Consider the following 24,887-nt stretch of genomic DNA (forward strand, 5'->3'; position numbering starts at 1 on the left):
TTGAGCCGCCAGCGCATTCTCAACCGCGACCAGATTTTCACGCTGTTCTCGCGGCTGGCGGAGCATAATCCCGAGCCGCGCACCGAGCTGGATTATGGCAATGATTTCCAGCTGCTGGTTGCCGTCGTCCTCTCCGCGCAGGCGACCGATGCAGGCGTCAACAAGGCGACGTGGCGGCTGTTCGAAACGGTGAAGACGCCGGCGGACATGGTGGCGCTCGGCGAGGAGGCGCTCAAGAAACACATCAAGACCATCGGCCTCTTCAACACCAAGGCCAAGAATGTCATCGCGCTCTCGCAGGCCTTGGTGGAGACCTACGGCGGCGAAGTGCCGCGCGACCGGGACGTGCTGACCACCCTGCCGGGCGTGGGGCGCAAGACAGCCAATGTGGTGATGAACACGGCATTCGGCGAGGAAACCTTTGCGGTCGATACCCACATCTTCCGGGTCGGCAACCGCACTGGGCTGGCGCCGGGGAAGACCGTGCTCGCCGTCGAGAACGGCTTGGAAAAGCGCGTCCCCCAGCCCTTCCGGCGCGATGCCCACCATTGGCTGATCCTGCATGGCCGCTATGTCTGCAAAGCCCGTAAGCCCGAATGCTGGCGCTGCATCATCAACGATGTGTGCCTGTTCAGAGACAAGACGCCAGCACCGTGATTTTACCAGATAGGTAAATTTAATCTGTCCTACAGCACCTCTCCGGTGGCTTAAGGGCGTTGCGGCGATTCGGCCGCAGCACTCGCCACAGGAAGGGCACGGACATGGCCGACCGCTTCGAAACACAGATCGACTCCCTCACCCAGCCGGCGCGCGAGGCCTTTGCCATCACGCCCCACGCCACCAATGAAATCGACCCGCTGCCCAAGGCCATCTATGTCGGGACGGGCGGAACCATTACGTTGCGCGCGGCGGGCTCGAGCACGGACGTGGTGCTCAAGAACGTCGCGTCAGGGCAGATCCTCGACATCCGCGCTCGCTACATCCGCGCCAGCGGCACGACCGCCGCCGACATTGTGGGCCTTGCCTGATGGTCGGTCCCGGATTTGGTTTCGGCGCTGCAGGGTCTGGGCGCCGCCGTCGCCCCCTTGGCGTCTCTCCCGCGCCGACGCCGACGCCTACACCAACACCAACCCCCGCCCCCAGTTGGACGAGCAGACCCGCCATCACCGGCGCCGCCAGCCCTCCGCGTGTCGGCGACATGCTGACCGCTCTGGGCGGCATCATCGTGAACGGCGCGGCGACGGGCTGGCAGTGGCTGCGCGATGGCGTACCGATTGCAGGCGCCACGGCGAACAGCTATGTGCTGGCCGCCGCCGATACGGGATCGATGATCAACCTGCGCGAGCTGGCCAGCGGGGCCGGCGGCAGTGGGTCAGCCGATGCGGACGCCGTCGGGCCGGTCGCTGCGGCGCTCGTTGCCGCGAGTTACAGCGCTGGCTTCACGTTGGCGCAGTTCCCAAGCTACGAAGAGAAGCGGATTTACCAGCGCACCACAACCAACGGCGGTGGCCAGGGCAAGGGCACCGGCACGATCCGCGTACCGCTGTCTGGCGTCGTCACCGCCGGCACGGTTGGGGTGCGTATCCGCTCGGCCGATGATGGCACGACGATCCTGCAGGGGCCGTGGACCGCCGGCACGATCGCAAACGGCGCCACCTATGTCGACGTTACCGGCGTGGACGCCCGGCTTGGCTGGTTCTTCATCGATCTGAAGGGCGCGGATGGCGCCTGGCAGCTCGGCACCGTCAAGGTCGGCATGGGCATGTTGACCGGTTTTGCCGGTCAGTCGCTCACCGTGCGGATGCTGGGGCGACAGGCCACCGACTCGACTGCGACCTTCGCCTCGCTGGGCATCGTGCCAGATCCTAACAGCGCTGTGCTGGCGCGATATGTGGATGGCAACACCTACAATCCCGCCTCCGCCACCATGCCCTGGCAGACGCCGGGCGACATGAGCAATAGCACCGGCCCCAATTCCGTCGGCGTCGGTGAATATCTCAACCGCATGATAGCGCTGACCGGCGTCAACTGTGGCGTCGTCGGCCATGCGGTCGGCGGCACCACCATCGCCAGCTTCTTTAGCGGGCAGAGCAACTGGACGGCGCTCTCCGAGGTGATGAACCGGGCCGGCAATGGCTTCGAGGCCTTTGTCTGGGGCCAGGGCCATACCGAGGCCCTCTATGGCATCCCGCCCAAGGCTTATGGCCAGGCCCTGAGCACCCTCTTCAGCCAGCTGACCGCGCTGAACAGCCTGCCGTCCTTCGCCCGTCTCGTCTGGACCATCCCCTCCATGGGGTTGCTGCGGAGCTGGGGCACGCCGTGGCAGGTGAGCCGCATCCGCAAGGGCGCGCAGGATTGGTGCGCGGCCAATGACGGCACCTATGTCCATATGGACGATGCGCTGATGAGCGGCGACGGCATCCACCAGACGCAGGCCGGATCGCTGACCATGGCCCGGCATCTCTATCGCGCGCTGCGCAGTTCTTATGGCGCCAGCGCCGGTCTTGGCCCGGTGCCGCTCTCCGCCACCCGATCCGGCACCACGATCACGCTTACGTTGAGCAATGTCGGCCAGGGCGCGCTGGTGCTGAGCGGCACGCCGGGCAACCGCTTGTGGGTATTCCCGCGCGGGCGGGTGAACCCGATGGCCAACAACGCGACCGACAACCGCTTCCCCGTCGCCTCGGTCACCGCAGTGAACGCCACCACGCTCGCAATCACGCTCGCCAACGATCCCGGCCCCGGGCATGAGCTCGACCTCTGGGTCTACTTCCCGAGCGGCCCGGCCAATGCGGCGGCAGACACGATCCGCGATGACCGGACCGATGGAGACGGCATCACCACCGGCCGCATCGTGCAGGGCAGCACCCTCCCCATCGCCATCGCGGCGCCGACGCCGGGTGGCGCGATCAATGCCCCGCCGAGCGGCTTCATCGCGCCGATCAGCCCGCTCAGCATGGCTGAGACGAGCACGACCTACGCCGCCAGCACCGGTGGCGCGGCGTTCGGCCAGCAGATGACCGGCGGCACCGCGCGTGGCAGTTACAGCCCGGTCTTCGCGCCGATTACGGTCGAGGGCTTCTTCACCTGCCCGGACCCGCTCCCGGGCGCGATCCAGGTCCTGTTCGGCGGGTTCGGAAGCAACGGCTCCCGCTTCGTCGCCATCGATGGCGCCGGCAAGCTGCGCGTATGGAGCGGCCTCACCGGCACCACCGTGCTGGCGCCCAGCAAGCGCTACCATGTCGCCTGCCAGGCCGGGCCGGGAGGGCTGGCGCTCTATGTGACCAACGTCACCGATGGCCTTCCCGGTACCCGCGAGAGCTATGCCGCGTTCGGTGAGACGATCGTGCCGGCCGCCTCGGGCTATTCGCTCCGCAACCACAACGGCGAATACGGCCTCACCGGCGGCGCGCTGGATGAATGGGCGGTGTTCAACAGCGAGCGCTACAGCGGCACGACCTACACCTGTCCGAGCGGCCCGCTTGCTGGCGATGAACCGGACATCGTCGCGCTCTACCGCTGCGATGGCGACGCAAAGGACGTGGCGACAAGATGACCAGCCCACAACTCGCGCGGAAGCTGGATCAACTGATCGGCAAGGTGGAGAGCCTTGCCGAGACGGTCGACCGGCAGGCGCAGGAAATCGGCCGCGCATCCGAGCGGCTTGCGCTGGTCGAACAGGACACCAAGCGGACCATGGAAGTGATCGAAGCCTGGCGCGCGGCGAAGCTTTGGCTGCGCTGGAGCCGATGGGTGGCGGGTTTCATCGCCTCGATGATCGCCGCGTTCGCGGCCTTCAAGGGCTTGAGCAAATGAACGCGCGGGACACGCTGCTGGGCGGCGCGGTCGGCAGCGCTTTCATCGGCCTCGCCATCATGATCGCGGCACCGTTCATCGCGCGATGGGAAGGCCCACGGACCGACCCTTATCGCGACATCGCGGGCATTTGGACGGTCTGCACCGGCGAGACCCGCGTGCCGATGCGGCGTTACACGCCTGCCGAATGCGCGGCGATGTTGGATCGAACGCTGGCCGCCGACTGGGCGCCCGCGGTGCTGCGCGCCGTGCCAGCGCTCAAGGATCGGCCTTACCAGTTCGCGGCGGCCATCTCGCTCGCCTATAATATTGGCGAGGCGGCCTTTGCGCGCTCGACAGTCGCGCGGCGGTTCAACGCGGGCGATTGGCCGGGCGGCTGCGACGCGTTCCGGCTCTGGGTGATGGTCGATGGGCGGCGCGTGCAGGGGCTGGTCAACCGGCGGGAGGCAGAGCGCCGGCTCTGCCTGACCAACCTGTGACGCTGCAAGGATGTCCCGCCGCCGCCGGCGCGCTTGCCCTGGCTCTTATTCTCGCGCTGGCATGGGGGATGCGGGTCGACCATCTGCGCGCACGCCATGCCGCCGCACTCGCACAGGCCCGTCAGGATTATCGCGCCGCCCAGGCCAAGGCGCAGACGGATTTCGACGCGCAGGTCACCGCGCTGCGTGTCCGCAACAGGAGGCTCAACGATGCTGCCGATCAAAAGAGCGAGGCTCTCACCCTTGTCTATCGCGATCGCGTTGTGCGCCTGCCAGCCGCGCCCGCTGCCTGTGCTCCCGATCGCCCCGGCCTGCCCGCGCCCGGCGATGCCGGGCGTGTTGACCGATCCGGTCGCGATCCCATCCTTCTTGACCGCGCCGACGCGCTGATCTGCGCGACGAATACCGCCCGGTTGGAAGCGGCGCGCGCCTGGGCGCTGGAGATGCAGACCGGCTCCGATGCGCCGCGCGACGGGCGCATTGCGGATTGACCCCCGCGCGGTGAAATCATAGGGAGTTGCGACCTTGCCGGATTAGCACAGTGGTAGTGCAGCGGTTTTGTAAACCGAAGGTCGCGGGTTCAAATCCTGCATCCGGCACCATTTCCTCACGGATGTGAGGGTGGTTGTGACCTCGCCCTATTCGCCTCAAAGCGCGCCGATGGATGTCCGGCGATCGTCGAGAGAATTCAGGTCGGCGCTCAGGTGCATTGCATCCGAGCGCTCGTCGGGATGAAAACTGCGCGACAGTCCGGCAAAAACGCGCCGCTGCTGCACTTGATTGAGATGCGCGTCTGCAGCTGTGTTGGGGACCTCGAGCATTGTCTCGCCAGCCCACTTATAGCCGGCAATTCCGTCCATCAATCGAACGACGGAGTCCCTCAGCGAACCCGACGCCTGGAGCGCATCGCCCACAGGGTTGGCATAGGAGACGGGGCTCACGGAACGGCGACGCCAACCAACAATCACATCTTTGATCACGTAAAGTCCCCCGTCGACGCCCCGAAGCATTTGCAGGCCGGTGCAACCTTCTGCTCCCTTGAGCGTTTACACCCTTTTTTGGGCGGAGCAATTGCCATCCGCGTGGGAAAAATCGCGTGCCGAGCGGCGCTGCGGGCGCTCCACTTCAGGCAAAATATGGATCGTTTGGCGCCGCGATGGAGAGTTCCCTGCGGGAGCGGACTTGAGCCCAGCAGCCCAAACTCAGCTAGAATGGCTGAATCGTGGGATTGGCACGCTTAGACCGGGTGAGCGTCCCCACATCATACCCTATTGTCGGCCGCAGAGGGACCACCACCCGTCCGCCTCTGCTCGATCGAAAATCGTATTAAAACGGTACGGTGCATTTGACAGCGGGCTCAACTATTTGCACTTTATTTGTCGGAGTAAAACGCGTGATGATGCGCTGAGGGGCCGCAGACAGGCGAAGTGAAGGGAGTGGATCATGCGCGAGCGCGCGGCCAGCGGAGTCACGCGGCGACGGCTGATGGGGGGCGCGGCTGCGGGAACGCTCGCGTTGCTCGGTTCACCGCTCGCCGCGCGCGCCGGGACGCTGGGATTGGGAGCGCAAGCCCCCTTCCCGCTGATCCGCAGCGGCGTGCCGGCTGTGGTGATAATCGATGGCGAGGCCGACAGTGCGGTGGGGCATGTCGCCACGCGATTCGCGGAAGATCTTGGGCGGGTGTGCGGCACGGCTGCGCGCGTATCGAAGGGCCATGGGAGCACGCCTTCCGGCGTGGCTGTCATCATCGGCGTGCTGGGCCAAAGCCGGCTGATCGACGGTCTGATCGCTTCAGGAAAGATCGACGTGGGCGATCTCGCGGGGGCCTGGGAAGCCTTTCGACGGATCGTCGTGGATCATCCGGCCGAGGGGATCGAGCGCGCGCTGGTGATCGTGGGGTCGGATCGGCGCGGCGCCGTGTTCGGCACCTATGATGTCTCCGAGCAGATCGGCGTCTCGCCGTGGCACTGGTTTGCCGATGTGCCGGTCACGCGGCGGCGGGATGTGTCGATCTCCGCCAAGCCGGTGCGGGATCAGCCCAAGGTGCGCTACCGAGGGTTCTTCATCAACGACGAGGCTCCCTGCCTGAGCAGTTGGGCGGAAAAGACGTTCGGCGGCTTCAACGCCGCGATGTACGCCCATGTCTTCGAGCTGCTGCTGCGGTTGAAGGGCAATTATCTCTGGCCGGCGATGTGGGCGCCGCGCGCTTTCGCCGCCGACGACTCGCAGAACATGATCCTTGCCGATGAAATGGGCGTGGTGATGGGCAATTCCCACCACGAGCCGATGCTCCGGGCGCAGGACGAGTGGCACCGCAATCATCAGGGCGGCGTGACCGGCGGACGCTGGGATTACACGACCAACGCCGACAACCTGCGCGAATTCTGGCGCGGCGGGATCGCCCGCATGATGTCGAAAGGGAAAGGCAGGCGGTATGAGTCCGTCGTCACCATCGGAATGCGCGGCGATGGCGATGAGGCGATGGCGGAAGGCACCGCGATCCCGCTGCTCGAACAGATCGTGACGGACCAGCGCACCATTATCGGGCAGGCGACCGGCCAGAGCGCGGACAAGACCCCGCAGGTCTGGGCGCTCTACAAGGAAGTGCAGGATTATTACGACCATGGCATGCAGGTGCCCGACGATGTCATCCTGCTCTTCGCCGACGACAATTGGGGCCAGATCCGCCGCCTGCCCGATCCGACCGCGAAACCCCGCAGCGGCGGCTATGGCGTCTATTATCACTTCGATTATGTGGGTGTGCCGCGCAACTATAAGTGGCTGAACACCAACCAGATCGAGAAGGTCTGGCAGCAGATGGACCTCGCCTATCAGCGCGATGCCCGGGCGATGTGGATCGTCAATGTGGGTGACATCAAGCCCATGGAATATCCGCTAAGCTTCTTCCTGGCGATGGCCTGGAACCCCGAGGCCATGACGCCGCAGGCGCTGGCCGCTTATCCGATGCGCTGGGCGGCGGCGACGTTCGGCCCCGAACAGGCCGAGGCGATCGGTGCGATGATGACGGCCTACAGCCAATATGCCGCGCGGCGAAAACCCGAACTGATCGATCAGGACAGCTTCCCGCTGGGCGACGTCACACCGCGAGCGCTGGACGGCGGCGTGTTCGGGGCGCTGGTCGCTGAGTGGGATGCGCTCGAACGCCGGATGCTCGCCACGCGGACGCGGCTACGCCCCGAGCAGCACGATGCTTACGATCAGCTCCTCGCCTACCCGATCAGCGCGATGGCCAATCTGTACCGGCTCTATTATGGCGCGGCGTGGAACAAGCGGCTGGCGCAGGACAATGACCCGCGCGCCAACTATTTCGCGGAGATGGTGGAAACGAGCTACAAGCGCGATGCCGATCTGACCGCGCACTATCATAGGCTCAACGGTGGCAAGTGGGATGGCATGATGGCGCAGGTGCACATCGGCTATGTCATCTGGCAGCAGCCGACCCAACAGAGCATGCCCAGCATCTCACGGGTCGGCGATGGAACCACGAAAGGCGCGCCCGTGTTCGTCACGCATCGCCCTGCAGACCCCCGCGTCATCATGATCGCGGCGAGCGAATTCGCCCGCGCGCGCCATGCCAAGGGCCTGCGCTGGACCCCCATCGCCCATCTCGGCCAGGGCGGCAGCGCGATGGTGGCTCTGCCGCAAGGGAGACCAGCGACCACGCCGGCCGACGGGGTCGCGCTCGATTATGAGTTGAACGTTCCCCATGCCGGGACCGGCCAAATCACGGCCCATCTCGTCCCCACGCTGGATACGATGGGACAGGCCGGAGTCGCGCTCGGCGTGTCTCTGGACGATGCCCCAGTCATGGTCTTGCGGGCCGTGCTGGAGCCGACGGGCGGCGCGCAGGACACGTCCGCCAAGCAGCGCTGGGCCGAGGCTGTCATCGACAACAGCGTACGCCTGACCGCCGATCTCGGCCCGGTTGAGGCCGGGCGGCACCGGATCAGCATCTGGCGGATGGACGACAATGTCGTGCTGGAAAAGCTGGTGCTGACCATAGCGACCGGAGAGGGCCGCGCGCCTGCTCCGGCATGACCCATGAAAAAGGGCCGGAAGTCCGGCCCTCTCGTCACCTCGCCGCGGACAAAACCGGTCAGCCGAAGCTGACCGACACCTTGCGGCGGCGCATCATAAGACCCACCAGTGCCAGGCCGCCGAGCATGAGCGCCCAGGTCGCAGGCTCAGGAATGGGATTGGAGGCCGGCGGCGTCACAGGCGGATTATAGGCCGCCTCGCTTACCTGCACATAGCCGCCGAACCAGTCGCCCCAGCAATCGGGGCAGGTGTAGTTCGCCTTGAACTGCAGGGTTACCGACCCGGCATCGGCAAAGCCGGAACCGATCAGCGCGTTGGACCAGCCCGGCGTCAGATTGCTGGCGATGCTCGTGCCGTTGAGCAAAATGTCCGTGAACTGGAATTTCGGCGAACCGCTCAGAAACAGATCCACCTTGCTGTAGGTCGGCAGATTGAACGTGAATGTCTGGTCCACGGTCGAGAATTGGGAGACCTGGACACCCCAATAGTCGATGCCGGCCCACTGGCCTGCTGGGTTGTTGATCCCGTCGGTAATGGTCGAGGTCGCCAAAGCGGGGACCGACACCAAAGACAATGCGAGCGCCGCAGCGCCAAGCCTCACGTTCATCATGCTGTTCTCTCGAAGAAGATCGGGCTACGTTCTGGTGCGTCGCTATCGACGATCCGGCCCTGTTGCAGCCATGATAATCGACGCGCATTCACCGAACAACTTCCTTAACCATCAATATCTTAAGGAATGAATAAGGCCGCTTCGCGCAGCGTTCCGTAGCGGCAATCCACCCGTTCGGTATAATTTGTGACAATTTGCGGCTGGACGAAAATTGCGCGCTCACCCATTCATCGGGCATGAACCGCGCATTCCTGCTGCTATCGGGCATCGTCCTGTTGCCATCCTGCACCATGGCTCCCGCTTATGAGCCGAAAAGCGCCTCGGCTCTGGGGGTGCCCGATCAATGGTCCGTGCCGGCAACGCCGGACCGGGCGGACCTGACCCGCTGGTGGCAGAGCTTCGATGATCCGGTGCTGGGCCAGTTGGTGGAGCAGGCCGCGCAATCCAACCTCGACCTCGCACAGGCGACGGCGCGGCTGCGGCAGGCGCGCGAGGCGCTGGTCGTCAGCCGCTCGAGCCTTCTCCCCTCGGCCAGTGGCTCGGCCGGTTACCGCCGGACCGAGCCGCTGCGGGGCGGCGACAGGGCAACGACGCTGCCGGATGGCTCGGTCGTGACCGTCGGCGATGGGGGCACCGACAGCTTTTCGCTGGGGCTGGACGCCAGCTACCAGCTCGATCTCTTCGGCGGCGTGCGCAGCTCCGTGGCGGCCAGCCGGGCGCAATATGAAGGCGCGGGCTTCGATTATGCGACCGTGCTGCTCTCGGTGCAGAGCGAGGTCGCGCGCAATTATGTGCTGGCGCGCGCCTATCAGGCGCAGATCGAGAATGCCCGGTCGAGCCTCGCGATTCAGGACGATAATCTGGAGATCGCCGGCTTCCGCGTGCAAGCCGGGCTGGTTTCTTCGCTGGATGCCGAGCAGGCGCGGGCAAGCCGGGCACAGACTGCCGCCAGCGTGCCACAGATTGAGCAGCAGTATAATGCCGCTGTCTCCCGCATCGGCGTGTTGACCGGGCAGGCACCCGGCGCGCTCAAGGAGATGCTGGCAGCGCCCAAGCCGATCCCCCATGGACCGGAGGAGATCGCTGCCGGCATCCCCGCCGACGTGCTGCGCCAGCGCCCCGACGTGCGTGCCGCCGAGCGAAACCTCGCCGCCACTACCGCGCAGATCGGCGTCTCGCGCGCGCAGCTTTTCCCGGCACTCAGCATCGGCGGTAGCCTCAGCGCGGGCGCCACCAGCATCGGCAGCGTGCTCGATACGATCACCGGCAGCCTGTTTGCGAGCCTCAGCCAGCTCATTTTCGATGGCGGCCGCACCAGCGCCCAGATCCGCTCCGCGCAGGCGGGTGCGGAAGGCGCCTTCGCCAGCTATCGGTCGACCGTGCTGACCGCGCTGGAAGATGTCGAGAACGCGCTGGTTGCGCTGCGCACCGCCGGTGAGCGGGAACGACAGTTCGCCATCGCCTTCGATGCGGCCAACACCTCCGCCTTGCTCGCGCGGGACCAGTATCGCACGGGGCTCACTGACTTCACCACGCTCAACACGCAGGAAGCATCGCTCATCTCGGCCCGCAACGGCCTGGTGCAGGCCCGCGCCGACAAGGCAACCGCCCTGATCGCTCTTTACACCGCACTGGGTGGCGGGTGGGATTCCACCGTCACGCCGACCGCGCCTCAATGACTGGAAGCACAAGCATGGCAGATCAGCAACTCGATGATTTTCTCGGCGTGAAGCCGCAGCCGGCCTGGCGTCGCCATTTCAAATGGGTCGCCATCGTCGCCGGCGCGCTGCTGCTCATCCTGCTCGCCTGGCGCTTCTTCGGCAGCGCAGAGGCGCCCGGCTATGTGACCGCGCCGGTGCAGCGCAGCCACCTCGTCACCACTGTCTCGGCGACCGGCAAGCTGGCGCCGACCAATCAGGTGACGGTCGGCTCGCAGCTCTCCGGACTGGTGGTGCGCGTACTGGTGGACGTGAACGACCGCGTGACGCAGGGCCAGCCGCTGGCCGAGATCGACCCCGAGCAGATCGAGGATCAGATCCGTCAGGGCCGCGCCCAGCTTGCCGCCAATCAGGCGCAGGTGGCGCAGGCCAAGGCAACCCTCTCCGAATCGCAGGCGCAACTTGCCCGGCTGGAGGAGGTCGCCCGACTTTCCGGCGGACGTGTCCCCTCAAAGACCGAGCTGCAGACCGGACGCGCCAATGTGCAGCGCGCGCAGGCCGCGCTGCGCGTGGCCGAGGCCAATGTCGTCGCCAGCCAGGCCGCGCTCTCCCAGAACCAGACGCAGCGCGCCCGCGCGATCATCCGCTCGCCCGTGGCGGGCGTCGTGCTCGCCCGTCAGGTCGACCCCGGCCAGACGGTCGCGGCCTCGTTCAACACGCCGACCCTGTTCGTGATCGCCGAGGATCTCGCCAAGATGAAGCTGGAGGTGGCCATTGACGAAGCCGATGTCGGCACGGTCAAGGAAGGCCAGAAGGCGACGTTCATCGTGGATGCCTTCCCTGAGCGGACCTTCCCGGCCGTCATCACACGGGTCGACATCGGCTCCAATCTCTCGGCCAGCGCGGCCAGCGCATCCTCGACGTCGAGCACGTCCACGAGCGGCACCACGGGTCAGGTCGTCTCCTATGCCGCCGACCTCAGCGTCGATAACGAGAAGCTCGACCTGCGCCCCGGCATGACCGCGACGGCGGATATCGTCACGTCCGACAAGAAGGATGTGCTGCTGGTGCCCAACGCGGCGCTGCGCTTCTCGCCGCAGGCGCAGGGCGGCAGTCAGGCCGGCGGCGGGCAGTCCGGCATCACCGGCGCGCTCTCGATGGGGCCGCGCCGCAGAGGCGGCGGCAATGACCGCAGCGTCACCGTGGGCCGCGGCGCGCAGCAGCAGGTCTATGTGCTGGGCGACGACGGCAAGCCCAAAGCGGTGCAGATCACCACCGGCGACACCGACGGCTTCCATACCGAAGTGCTCTCCGGCGACCTCAAGCCCGGCATGAACGTCATCACCAGCCAGCTCAGCGGGGCCGCCAGCAGTGGCCGATAACGCCTTCATTTCCCTGCGCGGCATCACCAAGGTCTATGGTGAGGGCGCGACGGCGTTCCAGGCGCTCAAGGGCGTCGACCTCGACGTGGCGCAGGGCGATTTCGTGGCAGTCATGGGCCCGTCTGGCTCCGGCAAGTCGACGGCGATGAACATCCTCGGCTGCCTCGATGTGCCGACCTCCGGCGCCTTCATGTTCAAGGGCGTGCATGTCGAGACGCTGGACCGGGATCAGCGGGCACTGCTGCGCCGCAAATATCTCGGCTTCGTCTTTCAGGGCTTCAACCTGCTCGCGCGCACGACGGCGCTCGAAAATGTCGAGCTGCCGCTACTCTACCGCGGCGATGCCAAGGATGCCCGGCGAGAGGCGGCAATGAGCGCGCTTGAGAAGGTCGGGCTGGACAAATGGTGGGACCACACGCCCGCCGAACTCTCCGGCGGCCAGCAACAGCGTGTCGCCATCGCGCGCGCGATCGTCACCAATCCCGATGTGCTGCTGGCCGACGAGCCCACTGGCAATCTCGACAGCGAGCGCTCGGTGGAGATCATGGAACTGCTGAGCGGCCTCAATCGCGATGCGGGCATCACCGTCCTCATGGTGACGCACGAGCCAGACATGGCCGAGTTCGCCCGCACCATCGTGCATTTCAAGGACGGGCTGGTCGATCGCATCGAACAGGGCGCCGGCAAAAGGGCGATGCACTGATGCTGGGCACCACCTTCCTCCTCGCGCTGCGCTCGATCCTGCGACACAAGCTGCGCTCATTCCTCACGACGCTGGGCATCATCATCGGCGTGGCGGCGGTCGTGACCATGGTGACGCTGGGCAAGGCAACGACAGCCGCCGTGCAGCAGCAGATCGCGGCGCTTGGGACCAACATCCTGCAGGTGCGCCCCGGCCAAGGCTTCGGCCGGGGGGGCGGCGGGCCGCGTCCGCCTGAGTTCGAACCCTCGGACGTAACGGCCATTCAGCAGCAGGTGGCGGGCGTTACCGCGGTCGCACCGCAGGCGCAGGCCAGCGCGACGGCGATCTATGAGGGCGCCAACTGGTCGACGACGATCAACGGCACGACCATGGATTATTTCAAGGTGCAGCCCTGGCCACTAAGTGCCGGGCGCATGTTCACCCCGGCGGAGGAAACCGCCGGCAAGGCCGTGTGCATCATCGGCTCGACCGTGCAACGCAACCTCTTCCGGGGCGACGATGCCATCGGCAAGCGCTTCCGCATTGGCGATGTCAGCTGCGACATCGTCGGCACGCTGAGCACGCGCGGACAGGCCGGCTTCGGCGGCGATCAGGACGATGTCGTCATCATGCCGATCAAGGCCGTGCAGCGGCGCTTTACCGGGACGACGGATATCCGCCTGCTGATGGTGGGCGTCGATCAAGCCTATTCAACCCAGCAGGTGCAGGCCTCCCTCACCGACCTGCTGCGGGACCGGCGGAAGATCACCGGCGGCAAGGAAGATGACTTCAACATTTTCGACACCCGCCAGATTTCCGACACGCTGACCGGCACCACGACGCTGCTCACCCGCATCGTCGCGGCGGTGGCGGGCATCAGCCTTGTGGTCGGCGGCATCGGCATCATGAACATCATGCTCGTCTCCGTGACGGAACGGACCCGCGAAATCGGCATTCGCCTCGCCATCGGCGCGGTGCAGCGCGAGGTGCTGCTGCAGTTTCTTGTGGAGGCAGTGGTGCTCTCCTGCCTCGGCGGCGCGATCGGCCTGCTGTTGGCGCAGATCGCCATCGCCGTGGCGACGCCCTTGATGCAGGTGCCGTGGACGTTCGACGCGCAGATCAACGTCTTCGCCTTCTGCATTTCCGCGCTGATCGGGGTGGTGTTCGGCTTCTTCCCCGCCCGGCGGGCGGCGGCCCTGAACCCCATCGACGCGCTTCGGCACGAATAGGGGGTCTAATCCTCCCCCCGTTCGTGTCGAGCGTAGTCGAGACACGCCAGCGCTGTCCTAACGTGTCTCGACTTCGCTCGACACGAGCGGGCAGGCAAAGGCTCACAATTCCGGCAAGCCCTGCGCCATCAATCCCCAGCCCCGCAGCGACTTGTCCCGTGACCGCTCGATTAAGGCCTCCGCATCCGCGATGCTGAATGGATGCGCATCCTTTGCATCCTCCAGCTCCTCCCAGCTGATCGGCACCGCAACCGGCGCGCCAGCACGGGCGCGCGCGGAATAGGGCACCACCGCCGTGCCGCCCCGCTGGTTGCGCAGATAATCGATGAAGATGCGCCCCTTGCGCTTGGCCTTGCTCATCGTGGCGACGAAGCGCTCCGGCTCGGCCATGCTCATCGCCTCTGCGAAGCGATGCGAGAAATCCTTGTGCGTGTCCCAATCATGCCCCGGCGTGAGCGGCACGATCACATGCACGCCCTTGCCGCCGGACAGCATGGCGAAGCTGACCAGCCCAATATCCTCCAGCCGCCGGCGGATATCCCGGGCCGCGCGGATGATCTCGGAGAAATCCAGCGCCTCATCGGGATCGAGATCGAAGATCATCTTGTCAGGATGCTCGACATCGCTGGCCCGCGCGGCCCAGCCGTGAAACTCGATGGTCCCCATCTGCACGCAGGCGAGCAGGCCCTCGCTATCCTGCACGTAGAGATAATCCTCCGTGCCGCCATCCTTCTCGCGAATGGGCACATGATGCACATGGGCGCCGAACGAACCGCTATCATGCTTCTGGAAAAAGCACTGCTTCGCCCGGCCCTGCGGGCAGCGCACGAGGCTGATCGGCCGATCCGACACGAAAGGCAGCATGATCGGCGCGATCGCCGCATAATAATCGGCCAGATCGCCCTTGGTCTGCCCGCTCTCGGGGAAAATCACACGCTCCCGGTTGGAGATCGGCACGTCGCTCTTCGCCTTGGGTGCGGGGGCTTTCTTTTCGGGCGTCACGGCGGTCGCATCCTTGTCGCTGCGCAGCCCCAGGAAGCTGCCATGCCGAACTCGGCCGTCGCCGGTAAATTCCGCAAAGGCCACCTCGGCAACCAGGTCCGGCTTGATCCACTGGGCGCCGCGCGCCTCGGCCCGGGGCACTTCAGCCGCCGGGGTCTTGCGCGCGCGGGTGGCGAAGCGAGCCGCGAGATCGTCCATCGTCGCCGCATCGAAGCCAGTGCCGACCTTGCCCTTGTAGACCAACGCCTGCCCCTCTCGCTGGCCCAGCAGAAGCGAGGCAAACGGACGCCCCTTGGCGCTGCTGCGGCTCCAGCCGATCAGCACGAACTCCTGCCGCAGCGTACATTTGACCTTGAGCCAGTTGCGGGTCCGCGCGCCGCGATAGGGCGCGTCGATGCGCTTGGAGATGATCCCTTCGCCACCCGCCTTGCACATGGCGGCAAACAGCTTTTCGCCCGCGCCAATGACATGATCGGCAACGTGCAGCGGGGGCTGCGCCGCGTGGAGCAGCGATTCCAGCCGCTCCTTGCGCTCGATGTTCGAGCTGGTGCTCAGTTCCGTGCCATCGAGGCTCAGCAGATCGAAGGCGAAAAAGCTCAGCGCCGCCTTGCCCTCACCCTTCAACGCGGCCTGCAACGTCGAGAAATCGGGATTGCCGCCCTTACCCAGCGCCACGATCTCGCCGTCAATCAGCGCGGGCGGCAGATCCAGCGCGGCAAGGGCATCGGCAATGGGCTGAAACTTGTCCGTCCAGTCGAGGCCGCTGCGCGTAAAGAGCCGTACATCCGCCCCGTTGACGGCTGCGAGTGCACGATAGCCATCGAACTTGATCTCGTGCATCCACTCATTGCCCGTTGGCACCGCATCAACCAGGGTCGCCAGCTGCACGGACTGGAAATCCGGCCGCTTGGCTTTCGACTGAGCTTTCGACGCCCGGCGCGCTGGCGCCGCCGCCTTCTTGGCAGCCTTGTCATTATGCGCGGCGGCGGCCTCCATCGCTTGGGTGAAGGCCTTGCCCTTCTTGCCGGCCAGCGACTGCGCGCCCGCCGTATCCGCCGCGATCTCCGCCATGGTGCGATCGGTGAGCACGGATGTCAGTGATTGCTCCACCAGCACGTCGCCGTTGCCGGCGAAGGCGTCGTCGATCTTGCGGAGCAGCCAGTTCTCGCGCTTTTCGCCGGGGCGCGGCTTCATGCGCACCAGCAGCCATTCGCCCTTCATCCGCTCGCCTTCCAGCCGGAAATGGAGGTGGCCCTTCTCGATATCCTTGGCGCTCTTGCCTTCCACCGGCGCCCAGCTTCCCTTGTCCCACAGCATCACCGTGCCGCCGCCATATTCACCCTTGGGGATGATCCCCTCGAACGTCGCGTAGGAGAGCGGATGATCCTCCGTCCTCACCGCGAGGCGCTTGTCGTCCGGGTCCACGCTCGGCCCCTTGGTCACCGCCCAGCTCTTGAGCACGCCATCCACTTCCAGCCGGAAATCCCAGTGCAGCCGCGTCGCATCATGCTTTTGCACGATGAACAGATTGCCGCCGGGGCTGCGCTCCTGCTTGCCAGCCGGCTCGGGCGTCCGCGTGAAATCGCGCTTGGCGTCATAATCGGCAAGGGGGCTCTTGCGGGGCATCAGCTCTTCTCCTTTTCCTTGTCGGACGCCCTCTCTGCGAGGCGAGGCTCGATCCAGCGCCGCTCCACCAGCCGCAGAAAGGTCAGCATCACAACCGACACGATGCTCGCCACCAAAACCAGCGGCCACTGTGCCGCACCGCACGCAATGCCCACCACGGTCGCCAGCCAGATGTGCGCCGCAGTGGTGAGATTATGGACCTCGCCCTTGCTGAAGACGATGAGGCCTGCCGCAATGATGCCGACGAACGTCCCCGTTGCCTCAAAGATACGCAGCGGATCCATGCCCGACTGGCCGGTCGCCAGCTGGCGATAGAGCGAGATCGAGCTCACCGTCATCACCGCCGCGCTGAAGCAGATGAGCCCATGAGTGCGGAGCCCGGCAGCGTGTCCGCGCAATTCCCGGTCCAGCCCCAGAGCCAATCCCAGCAGGGCCGCGATACCCAGCCGCAGCATCACCTCCCCATCGACCCAATGCAGCGGCGTTCCGGGGTTGAGATCCATGTCAGGCGCTCTTGCGGCGACTCGACCGTGATGCGGTTGCTCGGCTTCCCGCCGCCTTCGAGGCCGGGGCCTTGGCGCTCTTGCTGGCGGTTGCCCGGCTCTTGGCGGGCGCGCTCTTGGTTGTGCCGCCCTTCTTGGCAGCCCCACCATCGCCAACCGACTTCTTGAGCGCAGCCATCAGATCGATGACATTGCTGCCGCCGGGCCGGCTCGCTTCCTCAGCATCCTCGAGGATGCGCTTGCCGCCCTTCGCCTTGCGCTTTTTCTCGATCAGCCCCTCGAGCGCCTCAATGTAGCGATCCTGAAATTCGGCCGGGTGGAACGGCGCGCTTTTCTTGTCGATCAGCGCAGTGGCGAGGTCGAGCAGATCGGCCTCCGGCTTGGTGTCGCCAATGTCGCGGAAGAAGCCCTGCGCCTTCACCACCTCGTCGGCATAGCGCAGCACCTCCATCACCAGCCCGCGCCCGCACGGCTTGATGGAAACCAGCTGCTCGCGCCCGCGCACGGAAAGTTGGCCCAGGCCTACCTTCTTCGCCTGTCGCAGGGCATCGCGCAGCACCACATAGGCCTCCTCGGCCAGATCGTCCGCCGGCACGACATAATAAGGCTTGTCGTAATAGAGCACGTCGATCTCGCTCGCGTCGACGAACTGGACGAGGTCCAGCGTCTTGCGGCTCTCGATCTTCACCGCCTCGATTTCCTCATCGTCGAGCAGCACATACTGCCCCTTGGAAATCTCGAAGCCCTTCATGATCTCGTCGCGATCCACCGGCCCCACGCCGGGTGCGACCTTCTCATAGCGGATGCGCTTTCCGCTAGGCTCATGGACCTGATGAAAGGCGATCTTGGCGCCCGAACGCGTGGCGGAAAAGACTTCCACGGGGATCGAAACGAGCGCCAGCTTGATCTGCCCACGCCAATATGCACGCGCTGCCATGAGATACCTCCGGGAATGAACCCCGCGGCGCGGTGGTTGGTTCCCCGTTTAGCGCTAGGTGGCTTCGACAATTCCAAAGTTGGTAGAATGGCGGCTATCCCATTCCATTTCCCCGAAGCTGCCTTTCCGGACACGACGACATTGCGGCCGGTGTTAGATGGTGGGGCCCTTCTGCTTGGTTACGCCAGACCATCCAGGAGCTTCATCGCAAGCGCTCCGTGTCTTCCGACATTGGAGACGGCTTTCCATCATCTTTCTGACCCGAACTTTAGCGCTGCATTGCGCGTACTTCGAAGGACGGAAAACTGTGAGAACTTGCATGCGGAATTTTGTCGTGGCGAGAAGATATTTGTCGAGTGTTTTCCAATCAATAGCCGATCCGTTCCATCGAGGGGCCCCTGCTTTTGAGAGCGATATAATGTTAGCTCCTTGGTGCATCTGGGCTTCCCACCTATCACCCACCCAATGCTTGCTCGGAGCTGGGCAAACTTTTAGCGCCGCACTAGATGATGACGTGCTCAAGGCTGCAAGGCAGCAAACACCAATAGCAAGACTAGCGTGTTTCATAAGGCATGATTTGGATGGATTGATTGGTGTGTCAATGCCCGTTTCCCAAGCCTTTTCTGACTTGCATCTTCTCCCTGTCTCCGATCAAAGCGGATGCTTTCAGGTCGGACTTTGTCCACATAACTCTACCGCATAACCGTCATGGGGCTATGGTCCACGCCAATGCTGCTGCCAATGGTGCAGCCAGGCAGAGGAAGGTGCCGAACGGCAAGCGCATGTCGCCGGACAGCGCCCGCCCGTTCAGACGCAGGATGACGGCCCAGATCAGCCCGCCGATGCTGGCCAACAGCAGCACGAAAGGCAGCAGCTGCCAGCCGAGCCATGCTCCGATGGCGCCGAGCAGCTTGGCATCCCCCAAGCCCAGCCCATCACGTCCACGCAGTCGCCGGTAGCTCATGGCCAGCAGGAACAGGCCGATATAGCCGACGGCGGCGCCGATCATGCGGTCCGCAAAAGGCGCGGGCACCAGCCAGTCGCCCAGGGTGAGACCGAGGATCGCGAGCGGTAAGGTCAAGGCATCCGGCAACCAGAAATGGCGCACATCCAGCACCGCCAGCGCCAGCAAGATCCACAACGCCACCGCGACCAGCGCGGCAGCGGGCAGCGGCAGCATCAAGGCGCAGACGCCGCCGATCAGCGCTGCGCCCAGTTCCGTAATCATATGCGCCGGATCGATCCGTGCCCCGCAGGTCCGGCATCGCCCGCGCGTCCGCAAGGCGCTGAGCAGTGGAATGAGGTCGATCGCGCCCAATGTCCGCCCGCAGGCATCGCAGGCAGAGCGCCCGCGCATCACCGATTCGCTACGCGGCCAGCGGGTGACGATGGCGCCGAGAAAACTGCCGGCGATGAGGCCAAGGCCGCAGCCCAGCGCCACGCGCAACAGATCGGCCCCCAGCATCACGCGATCAGAACCGGCCGACGGTCCGCAGCACCTGCTCGCCATTGACCGCCTGAAAGCCGTTGGCGCCCAGCGCCGCGCCGATCAGCGGATCGGTTGTGCGCATTCGCATCGTCGCCTCATAGCTGCCGTCCTGCTTGATCCGCACGAACAGTTGCTCCTGACCGGACTGGCTGACCAGCGGCAGTTCCACCGCATCGCCTGCGCAGCGCACCGCGCCGGCAAGACCATTGGCGAGGCCCAGCCCGCTCATGATCGCTGGCACGCGCGCGCGCACGCGCCCTTCCGCCTTGGTGCACATGCCGCCGGAGAAGTGGACGGTCATATCCTCGAACTCGACCCGGCTCACCGGCAGCGGCGCCAGCGGTGCGCCGAGCGCGACCGATCCGGTCACATCGTCCACACCGCGCCGGTTGAGCCCCAGCGTGAAGGCCCCGCTGATATCATCGCGGTCGCCTAGCCGCCGCACGATGTCGATGCGCACGCGGCCCACGAACAGCTGGATCGGGCTCAGGAACACATCCACGGTGCCCAGCTGAACCCCACGGATTTGCAGCTCCTCGGCGCCTCCCCACCAGATGGGCCCGCGCAGGGATCGGGCGGCGACGCCCATGTCCTTGAGGCCGAACAGCGCGAAGGCGGCATAAAGCGGCCATGTCACCAGCAGCGCGATCAGGAAGATCACGCCGAGCATGATGCGCGCCCGCGTCGTCTGGACCATCGCCATCATGGCTGCGTCTCCTGGAATACGGCCTGTACGGAGACGGTGCCTTCTGCCGCTCCGGGGACGATGCTGATCGTCTGGACCGCAACCCCGTCTGCCTCCAGCCGCGCGATCCATTGCAGCAACGGCCCGACGCGCGCCGAGGCGATGTTCACGGACATGCGGCCCTGCCCCTGCTGGTCGGCGCGATCGAGCGTGAAGCCTGCTTCCGCTGCTGTCTGGCCGATGCGTTGATCGACCGCGAGACGCTCGCCCTGCACGCGCTTTTGCGGCTTTTGGCGCAATTCCGCGACCATGGCCCGCACCGACGCATAGCGATCCAGCGCCGCGCCCTGCCGCTCCCAGCCGGCCGCCAGCCCATCATTCACCGGGCGCCAGATGCCCAGCCACAGGAAGATCAGCAACGCCACGATGCCCAGCCCCGCCATGAAGCGACGCTCGGCCAGGCTGTGATTGGCCCACCAGGTCCGCAGCCCCTGCATCAGCGCACCACCGTGATATCGGCGACGATCCGCGCGCCGCGCTGCTGCACGGCATTGGCGCTGATCCGCCAGCCGGCCTCCTGAATGGCGATCAGCACCTCATTGATCTCCTCGGCCTGATTGGCGGACAGTTGCACCCGCAGCGCGCCATCGCTGCCCTGATTGATGCTGGTGAGCGTGACATTGGCGTTGACCTGCATGGCGCTCATCAGCCCGGCGACCGTGCCGGTGAACCCGCCGCGCCCGCCCCGCGCGCCGAGCAAGGCGGTCACGCGCGCCTCTGCACCGGCCGCATCGGCCACCGCAGGATCGACACTTTGCGCGATGGCCACGGTCTGCGCGTCCAGTCGGGAGGCCTCCGCATTCAGCCGAACGATGGTGATGAGCGAGACGATGAGGCTGGCCAGCAGAATGAGCCCGAGCATGATGGCCATGCGCCGCCAGCGATCCTTGCCGAACAAGGCCGGCGCGCGGCGAGCGAAGGCGCCCTGCCGCAGATCCAGCGGCGGCGTCGCCAGCGCCAGCAACAGCGCCTCATCGACATTATCAGGCGGCAGACGGGTCAGCGGCGCCTCGCCGATGATGAGCGGCGCGTGCGGCTCGCTGCCATCGAACGCGCTGTCGCGCCCGCGCACCACATCCGCGCCGCCAATGGGGGCATGGACGAAGCCGTCCTCGGGCGCCGGCAGCAGCAAAGCGGAAGGGACGAGACTTGCCTGCGCGATGCCATGCTCTGCTGCCCAGTCCACCCAATGCGTCATGGCGCTGCGGCTGGTGACGGCCACGACATGCGGCGCATCGGGATCGTCATTGGCGGCGACGGCGGCGTGAAGCTGGTCGCTATCGCCAATGCTCGCCTCCAGCGCCATCAGCCGCGCGGCGGCAGCGCCTTGCTTCGGCGTCATGCCGGGGCAGGCGATGAAGTGGAGCGTCGTCACATGCGGTGGGAGCACCAGCATGGCGTGGCCGACGGCGGGCTCGGTCTCGTTCGCCTGTTCGGGCGGAAACCATTCGATGCCGCGTCCGCGCCGCACGATCTGCTCGTCCGCCACCCGATACCAGACCGGGGGCGTGTCGCTCTCGCGCGGCAGAACAATGACATAATCGTGCTTCAACTCTCGTCACCCCATTGGCGGCGCATCAGCCGGGCCGGCTGCGTCTCCGCATCGATCAGCACAATCTCACTCACCTGGTCTCCCCCGAGATCCGCTCGCAACGTCGCTTCGAACCAGCGCGTCTTGGCCACGGTCTGGTTCTTCACATCCTCGGGCAACGCAAGCCTGACAAGCTGCGGGAGAGACCAGAAGGAGTTCACACTGCCATACCCATCCGCAGGGCGCTGCGCCAGCACCTGCCGCGCCTGTTCGAGCCCGAGACCGTCCGGCGCGAGCATCGCCAGCAGCACGGCCTGCCCCGGCAGCAGCGTATTGATGTTGATCGGCGAGAGCCGCGTCGTCGGCAAGGCGCAGACCCACGGGCGGATGCGCTGATAGACCTGCGGCGTCATGGCATTGACCATCAGCAGCTCGCTCGGATCGGCCATCAATGTGTTGGCCGCGCGATAGGGCGGATCGAACCCCGCATAATAATTGTCCTCCGCGCCGCCATTGCCCGGCTCTGAATCGCTGTCGATCCAGTCGGCGGCGGAAATCGCGATTTGCGTGGCGGCATTCTGATCCACGCCGAGCAAGCGCATCAGCGCCGCGAACTGGGCGATGCCGACTGGCCGGGCAGCGAGTTGCATGGTGGACGTATCCCCCTCTACCCCACCTGCCGGCTCCGGCCCCACGACCAGACTGTTGAGGTTGAAGCAATTGCCGCGATCGACCAGCTGCACGGTCACCGCGCCGCCGGGCACGGAGATGGTCTGGTCGCGGCCCAGCCAGCCGCCCTGCAAGGTGGTGCGATCCGCGTTCACGGCCACAATGTCGCTCACCAGATTGGCCACCATCTGCTCGCCGGTCAGCAGATAGGCGCGGCCTTGATCGGCCGAGACGATGTTGCGAGTCATCCGGCTCGCCAATGTGAGCCGATCCAGCGCGACAGCCGTGACGACCGAAAGAATGGCCACGAGCAACAGCACCGTGAGCAGCGCAGCGCCCCGCTCACGCGCGGGTATTGCCGCGCTGGCATGAAGGGGGTCAGGGCGCACTGGCAGCCTCCGCCCCTTCAGCCGGCGGCTGATACATGGCCGTGCCGACCGGGAAACGCAGCGTCACCGGCGCGGCGCCCCGGCGCTCCACGGTTATTTCGACGACGGTCGGCAGTTCGGTCGGCCGGGCGGGAGACCAGCGGTCCTGCCAGGCGCCGTTGCGGGCCCGGTAGCGCAGGCTGAGCGCGGTCACATTCTCGAACAGCACGGATGGGGCCGGCGGCTGCGCGCCATCGAGCGCCGGGTAGCCGATGCGTTCCAGCCGCCCGTCCCGCCACCAATATTCGATCTTCTGCAAGGTCGGTCGGCGCAATGTGGCAGGATTGCTCCAGCCCGCGCGCACGAACTGGATCAGCGGCTCCTCGCTCTGCGCGGCGCGGCCGAAAAAAGCCGGCGCGAACGTTCCGGCCTCGGTCCGGCTGATGCGCGTCACAGCCTGCGAGAGATCGGCATCGAACAGGGACACACCACGCTGCACATCGGCCAGCGCATCGAGATTGCGGCCGATCGCGGCCTGCCCATCCACGCTGGTGCGCAGCAGCACGACACCGGCCGTCGCGAGCATGGAGAAGATCATCACCGCCACCAGCAGCTCGATGAGGGTAAAGCCCTCCTCGCCCGCATGGGCATGGCCAATAGCGCGCGCGTCAGTCACCGCTGGTCACCTTGCCATCCAGCGTCATGCGCACCGGCAGCTTCTGCCCGTCACGCTCCAGCGCAAAATCGAGCGGCTGATCGGCTTGCCCCACGCTGTCGAACATTACCCGCAGGCGGGTCTGCTGGCCGAGCGCGGCGCGGGTCTCGCCGGACCAGTCATGCGCCGCGATCGGCCCTTCCGTGATCGGCTCCCACTGCCCCTGCGCCCGCCGCTCGAAGCCATAAGCGGTGGTGGAGACCCACAAGGCGACCGGCCGGCCTGCGACGATGGCACTGTCCCGCGCGGCACGCACGCGCCCGGCGAAGCGGTCCACATCGCCCGAAACCCGCCCGCGCGGATCGGCCATGGTGAGGACAACCGCGCCCGAGATCAGCCCGATGATCGCGATGACGACCATCAGCTCAACCAGCGTGAAGCCGGCCGTGCTGCGCGTCACAGGCGAGGCAGGGGCCCGCCGCATCATTGCGCGGGCCGCCCGAAGGTCAGCACGGCGGGCGACTGGCCCGGCCCGGCATCCACACGCACCGTCACGATGAGCAGGCGCCCGTCTTCCCCCTTGTCGACCCGCTGAATCCACGGCCATTTGCGGCCGCCATTCTCGGCCACGCCGTTGCTGGCGCCCAGCGCCGGGGGCTGCGGATCGGTCATTCGCTCGATCATGAGGTTGCGCGCGACGATCTGCGCCATGGTGCGGCTGTTGAGATCGACCGAGGTCCGCGCCGAGACGCCCTGCAGGCGCACCAGCGCCAGCGCGGCGAGGCTGAAGATGGCAAGCGCGACCAACATTTCCAGCAAGGTGAAGCCGGCGGATGCGCATGCGCGGCGCGGCATGGGCAAGCCCTGCCGATGACCGGGCGTGCCCCGCCTCATGCCTCAATCTCCCTGACGGACCCGCGCCGGTGCGCTGCCCTTAAAGATCGCTCGAATAGATGTCGGCATTCTCGCCCTCGCCTCCTGTCTGGCCGTCGGCGCCCAGCGAATAGACGTCGAAGGCGCCGCGACGGCCGGGGGCGGCATATTGATAGGGCTTGCCCCAGGGATCGTTCGGCAGCTTCTTGACGTACCCGCCGACGCGATAGCGCTCCGGCTGCGCCAGTCCCGGCGGGGGCGCGGTGAGCGCGTTCAGGCCATCGCTGGTGCTGGGATAGGTCAGGTTATCCAGCCGATACTGCTCCAGCGCGGATTCGATGACGGAGATATCGGCCTTCGCCTTGGCAACGTTGCTGGTGCCGAGCGCGCCGAACACGTTAATCGCCACGATGGTGCCCAGCAGGCCGATGATGACGATCACCACCAGCAGCTCGATGAGCGTGAAGCCCTGCTCGCTCGGCCGCTGCGGCCCCCGCAGGGCCGGCCCGAAGGATCGCGACCGCCGTGCCTTGCGGCGGAGGGAGGAAGCGAGAAAACGCGCGAACTTCATGAG

General features: G+C 66.0%; 24 protein-coding genes, 1 tRNA gene and 1 pseudogene. 12 read left to right on the plus strand and 14 right to left on the minus strand.

Annotated features, from left to right (window positions below; all coding sequences use genetic code 11):
- From nth to M2341_RS12535, 7 genes are all read left to right on the plus strand, one after another.
- Positions 1 to 657: an endonuclease III gene (gene nth / locus M2341_RS12505; RefSeq protein WP_264585465.1), complete on the plus strand. Its 657-nt coding sequence runs from the start codon at positions 1 to 3 to the stop codon at positions 655 to 657.
- A gap of 104 nt (positions 658 to 761) precedes the next feature.
- On the plus strand, positions 762 to 1,028 hold the full coding sequence (locus M2341_RS12510; RefSeq protein ID WP_264578449.1) for a spike base protein, RCAP_Rcc01079 family: 267 nt from the start codon (positions 762 to 764) through the stop codon (positions 1,026 to 1,028).
- Positions 1,029 to 1,198: 170 nt separating this feature from the next.
- Positions 1,199 to 3,556 (plus strand): sialate O-acetylesterase, encoded by a 2,358-nt coding sequence (locus tag M2341_RS12515; protein WP_264585466.1) that lies wholly within the window; start codon positions 1,199 to 1,201, stop codon positions 3,554 to 3,556.
- A complete protein-coding gene (locus M2341_RS12520) occupies positions 3,553 to 3,816 on the plus strand; it encodes a hypothetical protein (protein ID WP_181560218.1) in 264 nt (87 codons plus the stop codon). Before M2341_RS12515 ends, M2341_RS12520 begins: the two co-directional genes overlap by 4 nt.
- Positions 3,813 to 4,295: a lysozyme gene (locus M2341_RS12525; protein ID WP_264585467.1), complete on the plus strand. Its 483-nt coding sequence runs from the start codon at positions 3,813 to 3,815 to the stop codon at positions 4,293 to 4,295. Before M2341_RS12520 ends, M2341_RS12525 begins: the two co-directional genes overlap by 4 nt.
- Positions 4,292 to 4,786: a hypothetical protein gene (locus M2341_RS12530; protein WP_264585468.1), complete on the plus strand. Its 495-nt coding sequence runs from the start codon at positions 4,292 to 4,294 to the stop codon at positions 4,784 to 4,786. The genes M2341_RS12525 and M2341_RS12530 overlap by 4 nt, the downstream gene beginning before the upstream one ends.
- A 36-nt stretch (positions 4,787 to 4,822) precedes the next feature.
- Positions 4,823 to 4,897: transfer RNA gene (locus M2341_RS12535), tRNA-Thr, on the plus strand.
- Between the two features lie 45 nt (positions 4,898 to 4,942).
- Here the strand turns inward: M2341_RS12535 and M2341_RS12540 are convergent.
- Positions 4,943 to 5,275 carry a hypothetical protein gene (locus M2341_RS12540; protein WP_264585469.1) on the minus strand — a complete coding sequence of 111 codons (333 nt, stop codon included), beginning with the start codon at positions 5,273 to 5,275 and terminating at the stop codon, positions 4,943 to 4,945.
- A gap of 463 nt (positions 5,276 to 5,738) precedes the next feature.
- On the opposite strand from M2341_RS12540, the gene M2341_RS12545 reads away from it, so the two are divergent.
- Positions 5,739 to 8,354 (plus strand): glycosyl hydrolase 115 family protein, encoded by a 2,616-nt coding sequence (locus M2341_RS12545; RefSeq protein WP_264585470.1) that lies wholly within the window; start codon positions 5,739 to 5,741, stop codon positions 8,352 to 8,354.
- A 58-nt stretch (positions 8,355 to 8,412) separates the two neighbouring features.
- On the opposite strand, the pseudogene M2341_RS16500 reads toward M2341_RS12545, so the two are convergent.
- A pseudogene (locus tag M2341_RS16500) lies at positions 8,413 to 8,508 on the minus strand (PEPxxWA-CTERM sorting domain-containing protein); the annotation flags it as partial.
- 692 nt (positions 8,509 to 9,200) lie between these two features.
- Here M2341_RS16500 and M2341_RS12555 point away from each other — a divergent pair.
- From M2341_RS12555 to M2341_RS12570, 4 genes are read left to right on the plus strand one after another with little or no spacing between them, the layout of a single operon-like run.
- The gene (locus M2341_RS12555; RefSeq protein ID WP_264575344.1) at positions 9,201 to 10,643 is read left to right on the plus strand and encodes an efflux transporter outer membrane subunit; all 1,443 of its coding nucleotides are present in this window, start codon (positions 9,201 to 9,203) and stop codon (positions 10,641 to 10,643) included.
- A gap of 14 nt (positions 10,644 to 10,657) precedes the next feature.
- The gene (locus M2341_RS12560; protein ID WP_264585471.1) at positions 10,658 to 12,004 is read left to right on the plus strand and encodes an efflux RND transporter periplasmic adaptor subunit; all 1,347 of its coding nucleotides are present in this window, start codon (positions 10,658 to 10,660) and stop codon (positions 12,002 to 12,004) included.
- The gene (locus M2341_RS12565; protein ID WP_264570898.1) at positions 11,994 to 12,707 is read left to right on the plus strand and encodes an ABC transporter ATP-binding protein; all 714 of its coding nucleotides are present in this window, start codon (positions 11,994 to 11,996) and stop codon (positions 12,705 to 12,707) included. Before M2341_RS12560 ends, M2341_RS12565 begins: the two co-directional genes overlap by 11 nt.
- On the plus strand, positions 12,707 to 13,915 hold the full coding sequence (locus M2341_RS12570) for an ABC transporter permease (protein WP_264573295.1): 1,209 nt from the start codon (positions 12,707 to 12,709) through the stop codon (positions 13,913 to 13,915). Before M2341_RS12565 ends, M2341_RS12570 begins: the two co-directional genes overlap by 1 nt.
- Positions 13,916 to 14,017: 102 nt before the next feature.
- On the opposite strand, the gene ligD is transcribed toward M2341_RS12570, so the two are convergent.
- The 12 genes from ligD to gspG all read right to left on the minus strand — a co-directional run bounded on the left by ligD (position 14,018) and on the right by gspG (position 24,884).
- Entirely contained in the window at positions 14,018 to 16,543 is a 2,526-nt protein-coding gene (gene ligD, locus M2341_RS12575; RefSeq protein ID WP_264585472.1) for a DNA ligase D, read from the minus strand.
- The gene (locus tag M2341_RS12580; RefSeq protein WP_181560228.1) at positions 16,543 to 17,046 is read right to left on the minus strand and encodes an MgtC/SapB family protein; all 504 of its coding nucleotides are present in this window, start codon (positions 17,044 to 17,046) and stop codon (positions 16,543 to 16,545) included. Before M2341_RS12580 ends, ligD begins: the two co-directional genes overlap by 1 nt.
- Before the next feature lies 1 nt (position 17,047).
- Positions 17,048 to 17,983: a Ku protein gene (locus tag M2341_RS12585; RefSeq protein WP_264585473.1), complete on the minus strand. Its 936-nt coding sequence runs from the start codon at positions 17,981 to 17,983 to the stop codon at positions 17,048 to 17,050.
- Between the two features lie 706 nt (positions 17,984 to 18,689).
- Positions 18,690 to 19,448 (minus strand): prepilin peptidase, encoded by a 759-nt coding sequence (locus tag M2341_RS12590; RefSeq protein WP_264585474.1) that lies wholly within the window; start codon positions 19,446 to 19,448, stop codon positions 18,690 to 18,692.
- 7 nt (positions 19,449 to 19,455) lie between these two features.
- A complete protein-coding gene (gspN, locus tag M2341_RS12595) occupies positions 19,456 to 20,178 on the minus strand; it encodes a type II secretion system protein N (protein WP_181560233.1) in 723 nt (240 codons plus the stop codon).
- Entirely contained in the window at positions 20,175 to 20,654 is a 480-nt protein-coding gene (locus M2341_RS12600) for a type II secretion system protein M (protein ID WP_264575338.1), read from the minus strand. Before M2341_RS12600 ends, gspN begins: the two co-directional genes overlap by 4 nt.
- Positions 20,654 to 21,769 carry a type II secretion system protein GspL gene (gspL, locus tag M2341_RS12605; protein WP_264585475.1) on the minus strand — a complete coding sequence of 372 codons (1,116 nt, stop codon included), beginning with the start codon at positions 21,767 to 21,769 and terminating at the stop codon, positions 20,654 to 20,656. The genes M2341_RS12600 and gspL overlap by 1 nt, the downstream gene beginning before the upstream one ends.
- Complete coding sequence (gene gspK / locus M2341_RS12610; protein ID WP_264585476.1) at positions 21,766 to 22,806, minus strand: type II secretion system minor pseudopilin GspK; 1,041 nt, start codon at positions 22,804 to 22,806, stop codon at positions 21,766 to 21,768. The genes gspL and gspK overlap by 4 nt, the downstream gene beginning before the upstream one ends.
- Positions 22,796 to 23,461 carry a type II secretion system minor pseudopilin GspJ gene (gene gspJ, locus M2341_RS12615; RefSeq protein WP_264585477.1) on the minus strand — a complete coding sequence of 222 codons (666 nt, stop codon included), beginning with the start codon at positions 23,459 to 23,461 and terminating at the stop codon, positions 22,796 to 22,798. The genes gspK and gspJ overlap by 11 nt, the downstream gene beginning before the upstream one ends.
- Positions 23,454 to 23,927 carry a GspH/FimT family pseudopilin gene (locus M2341_RS12620; RefSeq protein WP_264585478.1) on the minus strand — a complete coding sequence of 158 codons (474 nt, stop codon included), beginning with the start codon at positions 23,925 to 23,927 and terminating at the stop codon, positions 23,454 to 23,456. The genes gspJ and M2341_RS12620 overlap by 8 nt, the downstream gene beginning before the upstream one ends.
- On the minus strand, positions 23,924 to 24,334 hold the full coding sequence (gene gspI, locus M2341_RS12625) for a type II secretion system minor pseudopilin GspI (protein WP_413715516.1): 411 nt from the start codon (positions 24,332 to 24,334) through the stop codon (positions 23,924 to 23,926). The genes M2341_RS12620 and gspI overlap by 4 nt, the downstream gene beginning before the upstream one ends.
- A 40-nt stretch (positions 24,335 to 24,374) precedes the next feature.
- A complete protein-coding gene (gspG, locus tag M2341_RS12630; RefSeq protein ID WP_181560238.1) occupies positions 24,375 to 24,884 on the minus strand; it encodes a type II secretion system major pseudopilin GspG in 510 nt (169 codons plus the stop codon).
- Positions 24,885 to 24,887 lie beyond the last annotated feature (3 nt).

Origin of the sequence: Sphingobium sp. B7D2B (genome assembly GCF_025961895.1) — a bacterium.
GTDB lineage: Bacteria > Pseudomonadota > Alphaproteobacteria > Sphingomonadales > Sphingomonadaceae > Sphingobium.